This is a genomic window from Franconibacter helveticus LMG 23732 (genome assembly GCF_000463115.2).
GTDB lineage: Bacteria > Pseudomonadota > Gammaproteobacteria > Enterobacterales > Enterobacteriaceae > Franconibacter > Franconibacter helveticus.
On sequence record NZ_AWFX01000023.1, the window covers coordinates 14,009 to 30,563 of the forward strand.

At 50.1% G+C, this 16,555-nt stretch carries 19 protein-coding genes; 14 read left to right on the top strand and 5 right to left on the bottom strand.

The window, feature by feature from the left end:
• Positions 1-104: 104 nt before the first annotated feature.
• Positions 105-554 (bottom strand): copper resistance protein, encoded by a 450-nt coding sequence (locus DW56_RS06165; RefSeq protein ID WP_001023257.1) that lies wholly within the window; start codon positions 552-554, stop codon positions 105-107.
• 234 nt (positions 555-788) lie between these two features.
• On the opposite strand from DW56_RS06165, the gene pcoA reads away from it, so the two are divergent.
• The 7 genes from pcoA (at position 789) to pcoE (ending at position 7,640) form a co-directional block, all read left to right on the top strand.
• Complete coding sequence (pcoA, locus tag DW56_RS06170) at positions 789-2,606, top strand: multicopper oxidase PcoA (RefSeq protein ID WP_000925242.1); 1,818 nt, start codon at positions 789-791, stop codon at positions 2,604-2,606.
• A gap of 5 nt (positions 2,607-2,611) precedes the next feature.
• Positions 2,612-3,502 (top strand): copper resistance outer membrane transporter PcoB, encoded by an 891-nt coding sequence (pcoB, locus tag DW56_RS06175; RefSeq protein ID WP_001378118.1) that lies wholly within the window; start codon positions 2,612-2,614, stop codon positions 3,500-3,502.
• A gap of 39 nt (positions 3,503-3,541) precedes the next feature.
• Complete coding sequence (gene pcoC / locus DW56_RS06180; protein WP_000025662.1) at positions 3,542-3,922, top strand: copper resistance system metallochaperone PcoC; 381 nt, start codon at positions 3,542-3,544, stop codon at positions 3,920-3,922.
• Between the two features lie 55 nt (positions 3,923-3,977).
• On the top strand, positions 3,978-4,856 hold the full coding sequence (pcoD, locus tag DW56_RS06185) for a copper resistance inner membrane protein PcoD (protein WP_324606588.1): 879 nt from the start codon (positions 3,978-3,980) through the stop codon (positions 4,854-4,856).
• A gap of 54 nt (positions 4,857-4,910) precedes the next feature.
• Complete coding sequence (gene pcoR, locus DW56_RS06190) at positions 4,911-5,591, top strand: copper response regulator transcription factor PcoR (RefSeq protein WP_001188930.1); 681 nt, start codon at positions 4,911-4,913, stop codon at positions 5,589-5,591.
• Positions 5,588-6,988 (top strand): copper resistance membrane spanning protein PcoS, encoded by a 1,401-nt coding sequence (gene pcoS, locus DW56_RS06195; protein WP_001211180.1) that lies wholly within the window; start codon positions 5,588-5,590, stop codon positions 6,986-6,988. The genes pcoR and pcoS overlap by 4 nt, the downstream gene beginning before the upstream one ends.
• A 217-nt stretch (positions 6,989-7,205) precedes the next feature.
• A complete protein-coding gene (gene pcoE / locus DW56_RS06200; RefSeq protein ID WP_013087108.1) occupies positions 7,206-7,640 on the top strand; it encodes a copper resistance system metallochaperone PcoE in 435 nt (144 codons plus the stop codon).
• A 223-nt stretch (positions 7,641-7,863) separates the two neighbouring features.
• On the opposite strand, the gene DW56_RS06205 is transcribed toward pcoE, so the two are convergent.
• Positions 7,864-8,160, bottom strand: coding sequence for a type II toxin-antitoxin system RelE/ParE family toxin (locus tag DW56_RS06205; RefSeq protein WP_015572038.1), 297 nt, complete (start codon positions 8,158-8,160; stop codon positions 7,864-7,866).
• Positions 8,147-8,407, bottom strand: coding sequence for a type II toxin-antitoxin system ParD family antitoxin (locus DW56_RS06210; protein ID WP_015572037.1), 261 nt, complete (start codon positions 8,405-8,407; stop codon positions 8,147-8,149). Before DW56_RS06210 ends, DW56_RS06205 begins: the two co-directional genes overlap by 14 nt.
• Before the next feature lie 141 nt (positions 8,408-8,548).
• On the opposite strand from DW56_RS06210, the gene DW56_RS06215 reads away from it, so the two are divergent.
• Positions 8,549-9,073, top strand: coding sequence for a hypothetical protein (locus tag DW56_RS06215; protein WP_015572036.1), 525 nt, complete (start codon positions 8,549-8,551; stop codon positions 9,071-9,073).
• Positions 9,074-9,440: 367 nt separating this feature from the next.
• On the top strand, positions 9,441-10,079 hold the full coding sequence (locus tag DW56_RS06220; protein WP_024553722.1) for a TraX family protein: 639 nt from the start codon (positions 9,441-9,443) through the stop codon (positions 10,077-10,079).
• A gap of 353 nt (positions 10,080-10,432) precedes the next feature.
• Here DW56_RS06220 and repA read toward each other — a convergent pair whose 3' ends face one another.
• Positions 10,433-11,446 carry a plasmid replication initiator RepA gene (gene repA, locus DW56_RS06225; protein WP_024553721.1) on the bottom strand — a complete coding sequence of 338 codons (1,014 nt, stop codon included), beginning with the start codon at positions 11,444-11,446 and terminating at the stop codon, positions 10,433-10,435.
• A 652-nt stretch (positions 11,447-12,098) separates the two neighbouring features.
• On the opposite strand from repA, the gene DW56_RS06230 reads away from it, so the two are divergent.
• On the top strand, positions 12,099-12,365 hold the full coding sequence (locus tag DW56_RS06230; RefSeq protein ID WP_007869691.1) for a type II toxin-antitoxin system TacA family antitoxin: 267 nt from the start codon (positions 12,099-12,101) through the stop codon (positions 12,363-12,365).
• Positions 12,353-12,838, top strand: coding sequence for a GNAT family N-acetyltransferase (locus DW56_RS06235; RefSeq protein WP_013087269.1), 486 nt, complete (start codon positions 12,353-12,355; stop codon positions 12,836-12,838). The genes DW56_RS06230 and DW56_RS06235 overlap by 13 nt, the downstream gene beginning before the upstream one ends.
• A gap of 312 nt (positions 12,839-13,150) precedes the next feature.
• On the opposite strand, the gene cadR is transcribed toward DW56_RS06235, so the two are convergent.
• Positions 13,151-13,558: a Cd(II)/Pb(II)-responsive transcriptional regulator gene (gene cadR / locus DW56_RS06240; protein WP_004364961.1), complete on the bottom strand. Its 408-nt coding sequence runs from the start codon at positions 13,556-13,558 to the stop codon at positions 13,151-13,153.
• Between the two features lie 95 nt (positions 13,559-13,653).
• Between cadR and DW56_RS06245 the strand changes: the two genes are divergently transcribed.
• The 3 genes from DW56_RS06245 to DW56_RS06255 are packed head-to-tail and all read left to right on the top strand — an operon-like array spanning position 13,654 to position 16,377.
• Complete coding sequence (locus tag DW56_RS06245) at positions 13,654-14,550, top strand: cation transporter (protein ID WP_004364974.1); 897 nt, start codon at positions 13,654-13,656, stop codon at positions 14,548-14,550.
• A gap of 3 nt (positions 14,551-14,553) precedes the next feature.
• Positions 14,554-15,066 carry a signal peptidase II gene (lspA, locus tag DW56_RS06250; protein ID WP_003821921.1) on the top strand — a complete coding sequence of 171 codons (513 nt, stop codon included), beginning with the start codon at positions 14,554-14,556 and terminating at the stop codon, positions 15,064-15,066.
• Positions 15,067-15,087: 21 nt separating this feature from the next.
• Entirely contained in the window at positions 15,088-16,377 is a 1,290-nt protein-coding gene (locus DW56_RS06255) for an ISL3-like element ISPpu12 family transposase (RefSeq protein WP_004574636.1), read from the top strand.
• Positions 16,378-16,555 lie beyond the last annotated feature (178 nt).

The following is a 16,555-nucleotide window of genomic DNA, read 5'->3' on the forward strand; positions in this document are numbered from 1 at the left end:
CTGAAACAGGTTACGGCAGAGCAATATGGGGCTCATGTCCTGCTACGTAACCCGTCAGTAAAGCCCTGCTGCGCACCTGACGCTAAGCACTAACCCGCCTGCAGTTACCTGGTCGAATACAGCCCGCGAAGCTTTCTTGCCTGCGTCTGATGTGCTTCCGCACCGGCATTATTGACCTGCTCATGCACGAGAGCGGCTTTTTCTCCGGCATTCAGTTCGTTAAAAGAAGAAGACGAGGTCTTTGAATTTGCATCACTGCCGGACAGCATTTTTTTATGTTCCTCAATCATTTTCTGATGCGCATAGGACGCGCTGTTGTTCATAAATGAATGAGCAACAATGGCCCTTTCATGTTCATTCATTTCAGAGAATGAGGGCGTGTTGTTTTTATTAACCCTGTCCGGTAAGTTTTCATGCGTCGAGGAGTTCACATGACTGACGGCTGAGGCATTATTAACAAATCGATGTGCTTCATGGGCAATATCACTGGACTGAGCAAAAGCTGCCCCACAAAATAAAGCTGTAAACGCAGTGGTCGTGATTAATATATTCATGTGTAATTACCTTCTGAGGTACATAAAAGATGTCCTTATGATCATATATAAAAATAATCAACCTGTGGGGAAGATGACGTAAATGTAATACAGCTATGTACATTACACGATTGTAATGAATTTGTTTCTTAAGGTGTGCTAGATTCATTTCATTGTAAGTGGATGAACCAGTAATTTAATTTAAATCGGTTCTCGAATTCTGTCAGTAACCATACTTTAAATAAGGGGATGCGCATGCTGTTGAAAACGTCTCGACGAACTTTCCTGAAGGGGTTAACCCTCTCTGGCGTAGCCGGAAGTCTTGGCGTATGGAGTTTCAATGCGCGTTCCAGTCTGAGCCTGCCAGTTGCCGCATCCCTGCAGGGTACTCAGTTTGACCTGACCATTGGTGAAACGGCCGTCAATATCACGGGCAGTGAGCGTCAGGCCAAAACAATCAATGGAGGCCTGCCGGGGCCCGTTCTTCGCTGGAAAGAAGGTGACACCATTACCCTGAAGGTCAAAAACCGTCTTAATGAACAGACGTCCATTCACTGGCACGGCATTATTCTTCCGGCCAATATGGATGGTGTTCCGGGGCTGAGTTTTATGGGCATAGAGCCTGATGATACCTACGTTTACACCTTTAAGGTTAAGCAGAACGGGACTTACTGGTACCACAGCCATTCCGGTCTGCAGGAACAGGAGGGGGTATACGGTGCCATTATCATCGATGCCAGGGAGCCAGAACCGTTTGCTTACGATCGTGAGCATGTGGTCATGTTGTCTGACTGGACCGATGAAAATCCTCACAGCCTGCTGAAAAAATTAAAAAAACAGTCGGATTACTACAATTTCAATAAACCAACCGTTGGCTCTTTTTTCCGCGACGTGAATACCAGGGGGCTGTCAGCCACCATTGCCGATCGGAAAATGTGGGCTGAAATGAAAATGAATCCGACTGACCTCGCGGATGTCAGTGGCTACACCTACACCTATCTCATGAACGGGCAGGCCCCGCTGAAAAACTGGACCGGACTGTTCCGTCCCGGTGAAAAGATACGCTTACGGTTTATCAACGGCTCGGCAATGACCTATTTCGATATCCGTATCCCCGGGCTGAAAATGACGGTCGTGGCTGCAGATGGCCAGTATGTAAACCCGGTTACCGTTGACGAATTCAGGATTGCCGTTGCCGAAACCTATGATGTCATTGTGGAGCCTCAGGGTGAGGCCTATACCATCTTCGCACAATCCATGGACAGGACCGGTTACGCTCGAGGGACACTGGCCACGAGAGAGGGGTTAAGTGCTGCCGTTCCCCCCCTCGATCCCCGTCCTCTGTTGACCATGGAAGATATGGGTATGGGGGGAATGGGACATGATATGGCAGGAATGGACCACAGCCAGATGGGAGGCATGGATAACAGCGGAGAGATGATGTCTATGGACGGTGCTGACCTTCCGGATAGCGGGACATCCTCCGCGCCCATGGATCACAGCAGCATGGCCGGTATGGATCATTCCCGGATGGCCGGAATGCCGGGTATGCAAAGTCATCCTGCGTCAGAAACGGATAACCCACTGGTTGATATGCAGGCGATGAGCGTCTCTCCGAAATTAAATGATCCGGGTATTGGTCTTCGAAATAACGGAAGAAAGGTTCTCACGTACGCGGATTTGAAAAGCCGCTTTGAGGATCCTGACGGACGTGAACCTGGCCGTACCATAGAACTGCATTTAACCGGCCACATGGAAAAGTTTGCCTGGTCATTTAACGGAATCAAGTTTTCAGATGCCGCACCGGTGCTGCTGAAATACGGTGAGCGGCTCAGGATCACGCTGATCAACGATACCATGATGACTCACCCCATTCACCTGCATGGTATGTGGAGCGATCTGGAAGATGAAAACGGTAATTTCATGGTTCGTAAACACACAATAGATGTTCCCCCTGGTACAAAACGCAGTTACAGAGTGACAGCAGATGCGCTTGGCCGCTGGGCGTATCACTGCCATTTGCTCTATCACATGGAAATGGGAATGTTTCGTGAAGTCCGGGTGGAGGAATGATGCGAATGAAGAGAAATTTGAAGGCCATACCTGTTCTGGTCGCCGGTTTGTTTACCTCACAGCTTTCTATTGCGGCGGGCTCCGTCTCTGCAGATCCCCACGCCGGGCACGACATGTCTGCCATGCAGATGCCAGCAGATGAGAATTTCACTGAGATGACGTCAATGGAGCCCATTGTAACTGAGAGCAGAACGCCAATTCCGCCTGTTACCGATGCCGACCGGAAGGCTGCATTCGGCAATTTACAGGGGCATGCGATTCACGACAGTGCGATTAATTATCTGGTTCTGCTGGATCAACTGGAATGGCAACGGTCGGATAACACCAACAATTTCAGCTGGAGTGTTAACAGCTGGATTGGAGGCGACACAGATCGGATTTGGCTAAAGAGTGAAGGTGAACGAAGCAATGGGGAAACGGAGGCGGCTGAAGCGCAGTTACTCTGGGGACATGCGGTTGGCCCATGGTGGGATTTGGTTGCGGGTGTCAGGCAGGATTTCAGACCTGCTTCTGCCCGGACCTGGGCTGCTGTCGGTTTTCAGGGGCTGGCACTCTATAATTTTGAGTCTGAAATTACGGGTTTTGTCAGTAATGGCGGAAAAGCAGCCCTTCGTCTGGGAGGAGAATACGACGTTTTACTGACTAACCGGCTCATACTCCAGCCATCCTATGAGGTGAATTTCTACAGTCAGGATGATGAATCGCGGGGTCGCGGCAGGGGACTGACTGACACAGAGCTGGGGCTCCGGCTGCGCTATGAAATACGCCGTGAGTTTGCACCCTATATAGGCGTTTCCTGGAATCAACTTTACGGGAAAACATCCGATATGGCGAAAAGAGAAGGTGAGAAAGACCATCAGGTAGTATTCCTGGCGGGAGCCAGAATCTGGTTTTAACGCACTGATATAAAACACTCAACTAAACAGGTAAATAAAATGTCGATTTTAAATAAAGCCATTCTTACAGGTGGCCTCGTTATGGGCGTTGCTTTCTCTGCTATGGCCCATCCGGAATTAAAAAGCTCTGTGCCACAGGCTGATTCAGCCGTAGCGGCCCCGGAAAAGATTCAGCTTAATTTCTCGGAAAATCTGACCGTGAAATTCTCAGGTGCAAAATTAACGATGACGGGTATGAAAGGCATGTCGTCACATTCTCCGATGCCGGTCGCGGCAAAAGTGGCGCCAGGCGCTGACCCTAAATCGATGGTCATTATTCCGCGAGAGCCTTTACCCGCTGGCACTTATCGTGTTGACTGGCGCGCGGTTTCTTCAGATACGCACCCTATTACCGGTAATTACACCTTTACAGTGAAGTAATATTATGAACGACCTGATTATGATTGTTATTCGTTTTCTTCTTTATCTGGATTTGATGGTAATATTTGGATTGCCATTTTTTCAGATATATGGAATAAGCGGTGTCAGACATGAAACCTATAACCTGACTAATTTCAGGTCGTTTATAACCTTTGCTGTTGTTACAGGCATCATTCTTACTGGCATTAATATGCTCCTGGTATCTAATGCCATGAGTGGAGTAACTGACCTCAGAGAATTATCCATCCATGTTATCGAGATGGTGATAGAAGAAACTGATGTGGGTATTAGCTGGATTGTCAGGCTCTGTGCCCTGTTTACCACACTCGGTGCTTTGTTCCTTTACACTAATAAGAGAGTATTGTCCTGCCTGCTGATGACGATGAGTGGGGGCGTGGCGCTGGCTACACTTGCCTGGGGAGGACACGCCATTATGCATGACGGTCTGCATTACTATCTCCATTTACTGAGCGATCTGACCCATCTCGGCGCTGCAGGTGCCTGGACAGGTGCTCTGGTTGCATTTGCTATCCTGCTGATGCGCAGAAACGAGCATAATGCACAGAGCGTCATTGTGATATCTGACTCCCTGGCAAAATTTGCCACGGCAGGAACGGTGATTGTTGTAGCCCTGATCCTGAGTGCGCTGGTCAACTATCTGTATATTGCTGAGGGTAACTTAACTCCCTTATTCAACAGTTCCTGGGGGAGGATATTGCTTGCCAAGACGGCTCTGTTTGTTCTGATGCTTCTTCTGGCTGCAGCAAACCGGTTTCACCTGGGTCCCCGGCTTGAAGTTATGGTCAGGGAAGGGAATTATGATCGCAGCGTTGCCCTGATGCGAAACAGCATCCTGACAGAATTCGTTGTTGCGATTATCATTCTGGGCGCCGTAGCGTGGCTCGGAATGCTTGCTCCGTCTCAGGTCAGCTAGGGGACAGCCAAAGCTCATGCGTGAGATTTTTACTTTCATATCAGCGAGTTGACCATGCAGCGTATTTTAATCGTTGAAGACGAACAAAAAACAGGTCGTTACCTGCAGCAGGGACTGGTTGAGGAAGGCTATCAGGCCGATCTCTTTAATAATGGCCGCGATGGTCTCGGGGCCGCGTCGAAGGGACAGTATGATTTGATAATACTGGACGTGATGCTGCCTTTCCTCGACGGGTGGCAAATCATCAGCGCACTGAGGGAGTCCGGGCACGAAGAACCGGTCCTGTTTTTAACCGCAAAGGACAACGTGCGGGACAAAGTGAAAGGACTGGAGCTTGGCGCAGATGACTACCTGATTAAGCCCTTTGATTTTACGGAGCTGGTTGCACGTGTAAGAACCCTACTGCGCCGGGCACGCTCGCAGGCCGCAACAGTCTGCACCATCGCCGATATGACCGTTGATATGGTGCGCCGGACCGTGATCCGTTCGGGGAAGAAGATCCATCTCACCGGTAAAGAATACGTTCTGCTTGAGTTGCTGCTGCAACGCACCGGAGAAGTGTTACCCAGGAGTCTTATCTCGTCCCTGGTCTGGAACATGAATTTTGACAGTGATACGAATGTGATTGATGTCGCCGTGAGACGTCTGAGAAGTAAAATTGATGATGACTTTGAGCCAAAACTGATCCATACCGTTCGCGGTGCCGGATATGTCCTGGAGATCAGAGAAGAGTGAGGTTCAAAATTTCCCTGACCACACGCCTGAGCCTGATTTTTTCTGCGGTGATGCTTACGGTATGGTGGTTATCAAGTTTTATCCTGATTAGCACCCTTAATGGCTATTTCGATAATCAGGACCGCGATTTTCTGACAGGTAAACTTCAGCTCACCGAAGAGTTTCTTAAAACAGAGACGTTCAGGAACAAAACGGATATTAAGTCATTATCAGAAAAAATAAACGATGCGATGGTGGGGCACAATGGCTTATTCATTTCTATAAAAAACATGGAAAATGAAAAAATTGTTGAACTCTATGCCAAAAATTCTGTTGTTCCAGCGGTCCTGCTTAATAAGTCGGGTGATATTCTCGACTATATGATCCAGACGGAAGAAAATAACACCGTGTACCGCAGTATCTCGCGGCGGGTTGCCGTGACGCCGGAACAGGGTAAAAGCAAACATGTCATCATTACGGTTGCCACGGATACTGGGTATCACACCCTGTTTATGGACAAACTCAGTACCTGGCTGTTCTGGTTCAATATCGGTCTGGTCTTTATTTCTGTTTTTCTGGGCTGGCTGACCACACGTATTGGTCTGAAACCGCTACGGGAAATGACCAGTCTGGCTTCCTCCATGACCGTACACAGCCTGGATCAGCGTCTAAATCCCGATCTGGCTCCGCCGGAAATCTCTGAGACCATGCAGGAGTTCAATAATATGTTTGATCGCCTGGAGGGGGCATTCCGGAAACTGTCAGATTTCTCGTCTGACATCGCGCATGAGCTGCGCACACCAGTCAGTAATCTGATGATGCAGACGCAGTTTGCACTGGCTAAGGAAAGGGATGTTTCGCATTACCGCGAAATTTTATTCGCTAACCTGGAAGAACTGAAAAGGTTGTCACGAATGACCAGTGACATGCTTTTTCTGGCACGTTCAGAACATGGTCTGCTGCGGCTGGATAAACATGATGTGGATCTGGCAGCCGAACTGAATGAATTACGTGAGTTGTTCGAGCCCCTGGCAGACGAAACAGGAAAGACAATCACGGTTGAAGGAGAGGGCGTTGTTGCCGGAGACAGCGATATGCTCCGACGTGCTTTCAGTAACCTGCTTTCCAATGCAATCAAGTATTCTCCCGATAACACCTGTACAGCGATACACCTTGAGCGTGACAGTGACTGTGTGAACGTGATGATTACGAATACGATGTCCGGCCAGGTTCCCGCTAATCTGGAACGTTTGTTTGACCGGTTCTATCGCGCAGACTCATCAAGGTTCTACAACACGGAAGGCGCGGGGCTGGGATTATCAATTACAAGGTCGATCATTCATGCTCACGGCGGCGAGCTGTCAGCAGAACAGCAGGGGCGTGAAATTGTGTTCAAAGTGCGCCTGTTAATGGATTAATCCCGTTGTTCAGGAGAAACCTGGAAGGTGACAAAATTGTCATCATTCAGTCACGCGATAAACAGAGGCGGTTTTTTATAATTATTCATAAATCAGGAGCAGCGTGATAACACAATCACCTGGTTCCTGGAGTGATGATTAACCCGCCCTGAGATCAACTGCTTTCTCTGTTATAAGCCATTGATTGTTTGGGTATGTAAACACCGGAGACCCAACCATGAAAAAGATTCTCGTATCATTTGTTGCCATTATGGCTGTCGCTTCATCCGCCATGGCTGCAGAGACAATGAACATGCATGACCAGGTAAATAATGCACAGGCTCCTGCCCATCAGATGCAGTCATCTGCTGAAAAAAGCGCAGTTCAGGGAGACAGCATGACAATGATGGATATGAGCAGTCACGATCAGGCCGCAATGTCCCATGACATGATGCAAAACGGCAATTCTGCTGCCCATCAGGACATGGCTGAAATGCATAAAAAAATGATGAAATCCAAGCCAGCAGCTTCTAACGAAACAGCAAAATCATTTTCCGAAATGAACGAGCATGAGAAAGCCGCTGTTGTGCATGAGAAGGCGAATAATGGTCAATCTTCCGTTATTCATCAGCAGCAGGCTGAAAAGCATCGCAGCCAGATCACCCAGAATTAACCCGCAGCTCCACTTGTCAGACCCTCATTTGACGCCGAAGTCACTGGCTTACGCTCCCGATCGGGAGCGTTTTTTTTAAACCAAATGAAAGATTATGTCTGTGTATGATTAATCGTAGTCTGCGGCCTGTTATGAACTAAATGAACGACGGACTAAATTTAACATAAGATAGATTACACGAACTAAGTAATTGATTTTTATGTATTTAAAGTTTCTTGCCCGATTATATCCAGGGTTCATGCCGTGCCGTATCCTGAGACTGGCTGAGAATACGTATGACCGTAACCACCGAATGCGATGGCACAAAATAGATCATGTGCTGTTCCACCGGCAACGAGCAGATATTGTCTCCCAGCTCAGCGCGATGCGTGCCGATGTCATGCATGGCCAGCACGTTAAAAACCGCTGCTATACGGCTGATATACGCATCCGCCTGAACAATCCCGAACTGTCGGAAGCTGTAGCCCCAGATTGCTTCCAGATCTTCTTCTGCTTTGGGTGTCAGCTCAATCTCTTTCATTTGCCACCCTGGCCCTGACATTATTCAGGAATGCATCCTTGTTCCATGGTTTCGCCTCGCCGCTGCTGATGCCTTCGGCCAGCAGATCGCGCAGTTCCTGAAGGCGGGATTCAGCCTGCTTCTCTCGCAGAAGACGCAGCGCATCTCGCATGACCTCGCTCTGGGTACGGTAATCACCAGCCTTAACCAGGGAATCGATAAATTCGCGCAGCTCATCACCCACGTCCACCGTCATCGTACGGGCCATAACCCCTCCGTTTCATTATGTAAGATTTGTTCTTACATCAGTATATCATTTTAGCATCAGGCTTCCATGCTCAGTGATCGAGACTATGGACTGCATTTATGAGATCAACAGGGATGCGAAATCAAATAGATATCTAATAGAATGCTGAGTTGTAGCCTTAAGCGAGAACTGGAAATGAAATTAACAGAAAATCGGGTAGATACACTCATCGATACCCTGAACGACCTGATCTGCGATGAGCAAAGCATTACTCGCGAACAGCGAGAAAATTTAATTAAAACGGTTGCCACACTGGGTGGGCTTAAGGAGCGACTACGGCTCATTTCTGCGGAGAAAGAAGCCAGACAGATCGCTAAAAACGAGAAGGTAAAGAAACCGCGCGAACCGGACCTGGTGTTTCCCCGTACTGGAAAGCCGTGGCTGCCAGAGGATCTCGATGTTATCCATTCCATTATCGACGATATACCTGATGACAGAATTGATGATCACATCCTGTGGCTTTCAAAACAGCAAGGGCGCACCCCCTATGCTGTCGCACTGAAGATTGTTGGTGTAGGAAGAATGGATGATGAGTGGGCGAAAGCCTGGAAACCCGCGGCAAAATCGCTTCGAGAAGATTATGCAAAGCTTCATCCTGCTCAATCTTCGGATATCAGCCAGGAATAATCGGTTTTAGGTTGAGATGTATATTAAGTTATTTTGCAGCAGCATGTTTTATAATTATAAAAATCTTTCCATGCAAAATATGGTAAAATAATAAGCAATTGCACTCCTTAATCTAAATATATCAATATATTTGCCGATATATGTAGTAAGGAAGGGAGTGTTATGAACGATTTTCATATTTTAAATATCTGTATTCAGAATAAGGATGTGGCAGGTGCAATGCGCGTGCTGCGTGATAAATCAGAATTTGCGGTGCGCAAGATTCTGGAGAAACTAAAGGTCAGGGTCACATCGCAAACTGGCAGGGCATTCTGGCATTATGTTCAGGGCTGGCTGTTAACCGCGTGTCGCCAGGGGAATATACAGCATGAATCATTCAGTACCCAACGTTCTTCCCAGTATCCGGAACGCGTGCCAGCTCAGTCCCGCTGCTCTCGATATGGTCAAGCTCCTCGCACTTCTGGCCATGATTATCGACCACACCAATACGGTGTTTCTGTCGCCAGCCTGGCCGATGATGTATGCGCTTGGCCGGATGGCCTTCCCCCTGTTCACGCTTATATGGGCGATGAACGTACAGCGCACCCCGGAACGACTTCAGAAGAGAGCCAATCGGTTGTGGATCTGGGCAATCATTACGCAGCCGGTGTTCAGCCTGGCCTTCCTGCATCACCAGCCCTGGTGGGCCCTGAACATTCTGTTCGTATTTGCCGGCGTCACGCAGCTGCTTGCCCTGCAGTACCGGCACGGCCGGAAAGGAATGCTTGCGGGATATCTGATCCTGGCCCTAATGATTTGGCCACTGGAGCCGGAAAGCTACGGGCTGGCAGGAATTACGCTGGCCATCAGTATGGCAACCTTATCAGGCAGTGGCATGCCCGGAGGGAAGCGAATGGCGGTCGCTGGCGTCGTGCTGTCACTGATTTGTTTAAACGGGTTGTCGCATATCCTGAACCTGCCCGCAGAAACATTATTACTGGCCACGCTGCCTATGATTTTGTTCTGAGCGCGAGGCCGTGAGGCCGCTGCATGCGAAGGCATTTTTCGTTATCCACAGAGTGACTGCAGACAAAGATCTACTCTGGAATGAAATGAACAGAGAGATAAAAACGGTGAAGTAAGACTGTTTTGCGGAATGTCTTTTATTCGTTTCCGGGTTACTTCACTTATTCGTTTGCGGATTTCTGTGTAAAAAAAGAGACAGTGGCCACTGGGGGCCATAACGACAAGCAGAACGTCATGGTGACCGGAAGGAGAACGGAGTGAAGGTTGAAAAATGAGCAGAGTGGCCGAAAAAAACCAGCACGAAAAGCCCCGGTGAGGGGCCCGTAAACAAGAAGACTGTTGTGTCGTCTGTGACTAGTCCGGGGGAGAAAGCGCCAGATCCAGCTGGTAAAGATGCTGGATGGCCAGAGCCTTCAGGCGCTCAGATGTGCACCAGTACGCTTCGTCAGGCGGGAGGGTGCGGTAAATCCATTCAGACATTGCATGGAGTCGTTCATCTGCCGGCAGCTTAATCAGATTGTTGGCACGTTTACGCTCCGCGCCTTTTTTGCGGCGGTAAACGAGTGCCTCCCGACGCTTACGGCCAGACCAGCATTTCCGCGCAGAGTGGGCCTGAACATCATCATGTTCGCTCATCACTCCTTCCCGGATCAGCTGCTCACGCTCGGCGCTCTGACGGAGCTTCTTCTCCTGCTCTTTAAACAGCTTGTCCATATCGACGCCCAGCATCTGGAATCCCACGGGGGTTATATAGACATACGTTGGCAACCAGGTGCGGGATTCACGATCCCAGGCGCGTTCTTCTGCGAGGCCCAGAACGCCAAACCGTACCTGTTCCTCAATAAGCCGTGAAAGGCGTGACACCGTCACCTCCGTTTCAGGAATGACATTGCCTTTTGCGTCCTTTGCACTGGGTTCTTTTGCAAGACGGGAGATACACATGCCGACGGTATGCTTGCCGGCATCACAGAAGCTGATGAGCACTGGCCAGAGCGCATCGAGCAGGCGCTGACGTTCCGGACGGAAGCCATATTTACGTCCCGCCTTACGGCGGCCGGCGACATAGAGAGGGTGACGAGAAACATGCATGCGCAGGCTGACCTGCCCGGTTTCTTTGTCTTTTTTCACCAGGCGATTGTAGGCATGACCGAGCTGTCCGGAGAGCTTTTTATAATGCTCCGGGCGATACCAGGCCGGGTTCTCACATTTGGCTTTTGTGGAATGCTCACCGCGTTTGCGGCGGGTCAGTTTTTTGACCGGTGCAATGAGGAAATTACCCTGAGTGCCGGCATCGACATCCTGGCAGAAACGGGTTAGCTCATCTTTCGGTAGATCTGACCAGTGAACAGAAATCTGATTGTCATTCACGGCGGCCTGTTCTTATGGCGGCCGGGTGTTGTGTTATGTGGTGCATGCGTTATAATCCTTCACAGGCCACGCGCCTGCTTTTGGACCCCCTGATATCTGTGTCTTCCGCCAAGATGATGACAGATGTCGGGGGGTTTGTGCATTCAGGCTCCGGGAAATCCCGTTACCTGCTCCTGAACGTTTTACTGGACACGTCCTGTCCCTGTCTGTTTCCGGAAGTCCGCATTTCTTCCGTAAAACCATCTTTTGCCACCCGCCTGCCTCACCACAAAGCAGTCAAACCGTCAGTTTGAGTTAGGACACAAAAGTAATCTGAATCAACAATCTGTCCCACCACAAGACGATCGCTGACGATCCGAATACTACCTTCTCATCAGTAACTTTTCCAGATGTTAGACCAGATAACAATCCATAGTTTTCATGCTAATTGTCCGGATGAGACTGCTAGCAAGCATCGCACGCAGTAAATTCAGGGCGTTGGGTTTGATTTGGTAGGCCAGAGCAAGGAAAATAATTTAGAGGAAGAGCTTTACCTAATAGTTGCAAGTTGACTCTTTCGTATGTTCACTGCACTTAAAAAACCGTATAGCTTTTGCTATACAGAATCCATATGGTATGCTTGTAAAGCAATCGCTATACAAGGAGCGCACTCATGAAATCAGATGTTCAGCTCAACCTTAGAGCTAAAGAATCTCAAAGAGCACTTATTGATGCTGCAGCAGAGATTCTCCATAAATCACGCACGGACTTCATCCTGGAAATGGCATGTCAGGCTGCGGAGAATGTGATCCTCGATCGTCGCGTATTTAATTTTAACGATGAGCAGTATGCAGAGTTTATCGATATGCTCGATGCACCGGTTTCGGATGAGGCGGCTATTGATAAACTTCTGGCAAGGAAACCTCAGTGGGACGTGTAACAGCACCAGAACCATTATCCAGCTCCCATCAACTAGCAGAGTTCGTCAGTGGTGAGGCAGTACTTGATGACTGGCTTAAACAGAGGGGATTAAAAAACCAAGCTCTTGGTGCAGCACGAACGTTCGTCGTTTGTAAAAGAGACACTAAACAGGTTGTCGGTTTTTACTCTCTGGCCACCGGCAGCGTTAACCACGTGGAAGCAATGGGAAGCCTCAGGCGCAATATGCCAGATCCAATTCCCGTAATCATACTTGCTCGCCTGGCAGTTGATGTTTCATACCGTGGCCAAGGGCTCGGGGCCGATTTACTGCATGATGCAGTTCTGCGCTGTTACCGTGTAGCTGAGAATATTGGAGTCCGTGCGATTATGGTTCATGCACTGACTGAAGAAGCCAAAAACTTTTATCTTCACCATGGCTTTAAGGCATCACAAACTCAGGAACGGACATTGTTTTTAAAGTTACCACAGTGAGGTTTGAGGAAGAAAGGGGCTTGTTCGATATTTAAGATATTGATTTATAATGACTTTACCATTGAATTTAACATAATCTTTGTTATGCGCACTGCTATTGTAGAGGCCCAATGCTTATGTTTATTCCTAGCAGGTTAGTTGCGTTGGCGATTACTGCGATGGAATAAGCCGTACGAATATGATTACCATTATTGGACTTAATCCATAGGAGCGCTTTTAAACTTCGGGTAAGCGGATTAAATGGTTGATCTTACCTTTGCATGAGAGTGAGACAGACCGGCATCTCATCGGATTATCTGGTTGATGCTTCACCTACTGCTGGTGCATGTTTCCTTCGCTAATTCCAGCAAGAACCCCACACGCCTCAACTTCCCGGTCATCGTTGCAACTCGCTCTCAGTGAAACGAGTTGTTTCTCAAGCGCTTGCAGAGCGGTTATCTGCGACCGCACATGAGAGATGTGATCATCGAGCAAGGCGTTGACGGCGGTACAAGGCTGATGAGGGTCGTCCTGATAGCTCTGTAGTTCGTGAATCTCAGCCAGTGACAGGCCCAGGATTCTGCAGCGACGGATGAAGGCCAGCCCCTCACCATGCTTCTCGGTATAGACACGGTAACCGTTGTCCTGCCGATCAGGCGGCGGCAACAAGCCCTGCTGTTCATAGAAGCGGATCGTCTGTGTTTCGACCCCTACCAACTGCGCCAACTGACCAATGCGCATCAGCCTCCTCCCCAACGGATTCTTTACTCTATTGACCTTATAGTAGCTTTATAGTTTTAAATGGTACCACAACATTGTTCAAGTGGAGTCGTATCATGAGCAAATCCTGTGGTGGCGCCTGTGGCGGTGATGCAACGTCCGCAGCGGATACCGATATACAGGCCTCCTCCGAGGCGCCAGGGAGATGGGTCAGTGTTTATGCCGTGCCGAAGATGGACTGTCCATCAGAAGAACGAATGATTCGCCTAGCCCTGAACGGCTTTGAGGAGATTCGGGCGCTGTCCTTCGACTTGTCGAACCGCCGGCTGAAGGTCGTGCATGACGGCGAGGTCGAGCCCGTCACCTCGAAACTGAAGACCTTGGGGCTAGGCGCCTCGCTTCAGGAAACCGTCGCTGCAAATCCGGAGACCATCAAGGCCGCCGAGTTTTCGGCAGCTTCTGCTAAGCAAGAATCCGGGACCCTGCGCTGGTTGCTCGGCATCAATGCACTTCTGTTCGTGGTGGAAATGACTGCCGGTCTGATCGCCCGGTCCACCGGCCTGATTGGAGAATCCCTGGACAATTTTGCCGATGCGGCGGTGTACGGGCTTGCCCTTTATGCGGTTGGACATAGCGTGAAAATGCAGGTACGTGCCGCGCATCTTGCTGGTGTACTGCAACTGATCTTGGCTGTGGGCGTGCTCGTAGAGGTGGTGAGACGCTTTGTATTCGGTAGTGAGCCTGAATCGCTGGTGATGATGGCTATCGCATTCGTCGCATTGATTGCCAATACCAGTTGTCTGCTGCTCATATCCAAACATCGGGAAGGCGGGGCGCACATGAAGGCAAGCTGGATATTCTCGGCCAACGACGTGGTGATCAACCTGGGGGTCATCACCGCCGGCGCCCTGGTCGCGTGGACCGGTTCCAATTATCCGGATCTGATTATCGGCACCATCGCGGGGGGCATTGTACTTAACGGTGCCAGACGCATTTTGGCGTTGAAGGGTTAAATAATGCTCATTATTGGCAAAAAGCTCTCGCCGTATGCCCTATTGTCCATATCGGGCCTGCTGGCAGCGTCTGATCAGGCTGTAAAGTGGCTGGTGCAGCAATCAATGGCCTATGGCGAGTATGTTTCGGTGACCCCGTTCTTTAACTGGGTGCACCTATGGAACACCGGTGCCGCATTCAGTCTTTTTGCGAATGGTGGAGGCTGGCAGCGCTACTTTTTTATCGGAATCGCGGTAGTGGTCTCGATTTTTCTGATCAAGCTGATCCTTGAAAATCGTCATAAAGGAGAAGCCATCGCTTACAGTCTTATCCTCGGTGGCGCCATGGGCAACCTGATTGACCGGGTCTTTCGCGGCTATGTTGTGGATTCCTTTGATTTCTATTGGCGAGACTGGCATTGGCCGGCCTTCAACCTGGCTGATATTGCAATTGTCCTCGGTGCCTTACTTTTCGTTTCCAGCAGCTTGTTGGGTAAAAAAGCAAACACCAATGCCGAGTCGGATGGATCTGACTGACACCTACGCCTATACAACACCATGACCGAACTTCCCGACAACATCCTTCACCTGCCGCAATACCAAGTACTGGGCTGCAAATCAACCGACGACGAAATGCACTTCCAGGTGGACGTGCCCGATCCCATCGCCTGCGAGGAATGCGGCGTGCAGGGTGAGTTCGTACGGTTCGGCAAGCGTGACGTTCCCTATCGTGATCTGCCCATCCACGGCAAGCGGGTCACTCTCTGGGTGGTCCGCCGCCGATACACCTGCCGGGCCTGCAAGACAACATTCAGGCCCCAGCTACCGGAGATGGTGGACGGATTCCGTATGACACTGCGGCTGCATGAGTACGTGGAGAAGGAATCCTTCAACCACCCCTACACCTTTGTGGCGGCACAGACCGGCCTGGACGAGAAGACGGTGCGCGACATCTTCAACGCCCGCGCCGAGTTCCTGGGGCGCTGGCACCGCTTCGAGACGCCCCGCATCCTGGGCATTGACGAGCTATACCTGAACAAGCGCTACCGCTGCATTCTGACCAACATTGAGGAGCGAACCCTGCTCGACCTGCTGGCCACCCGCCGCCAGGACGTGGTGACCAACTACCTGATGAAGCTGAAAGACCGGCAGAAGGTCGAGATCGTCAGCATGGACATGTGGAACCCCTACCGGGCAGCGGTCAAGGCTGTGCTGCCCCAGGCCCGTATCGTGGTCGATAAGTTCCATGTGGTGCGCATGGCCAACGATGCCCTAGAGAGAGTGCGCAAGGGCCTCAGAAAGGAGCTGAAACCGTCCCAGAGCCGGACTCTCAAGGGAGACCGGAAAATCCTGCTGAAACGCGCTCACGAAGTCTCAGACCGGGAGCGCCTCATCATGGAGACCTGGACAGGCGCGTTCCCGCAACTGCTGGCCGCCTACGAGCACAAGGAGCGCTTCTACGGCATCTGGGACGCCACCACACGGCTCCAGGCAGAAGCCGCCCTGGACGAGTGGATAGCCACCATCCCGAAGGGCCAAAAGGAAGTCTGGAGCGATCTGGTCAGGGCAGTGGGAAACTGGCGCGAAGAGACCATGACCTACTTCGAGACGGACATGCCCGTCACCAACGCTTACACGGAGTCCATCAACCGACTGGCCAAGGACAAGAACCGTGAAGGGCGCGGTTACTCCTTCGAGGTGATGCGGGCACGAATGCTCTACACCACGAAGCACAAGAAGAAGGCACCGACTGCGAAGGTCTCTCCTTTCTACAAGAAAACCATCGGTTACGGACTGCCGGACTTCGCAGAGGAACTCAACTACGGAGTCGATCTATCAACCATCTGAGGGTGGTATCAGATTGATGGGGTGAAGGTGCCCCATCAACCATTAAATGAATCGCCACGGGTTTAACAGACACCTCAGAGTCATTTAAGATGGCTTAAAGAGAAGTGCCCATGAGCGGTAAGCGTTATCCCGAAGAGTTTAAAACTGAAGCAGTCAAACAGGTTGTTGATCGCGGTTA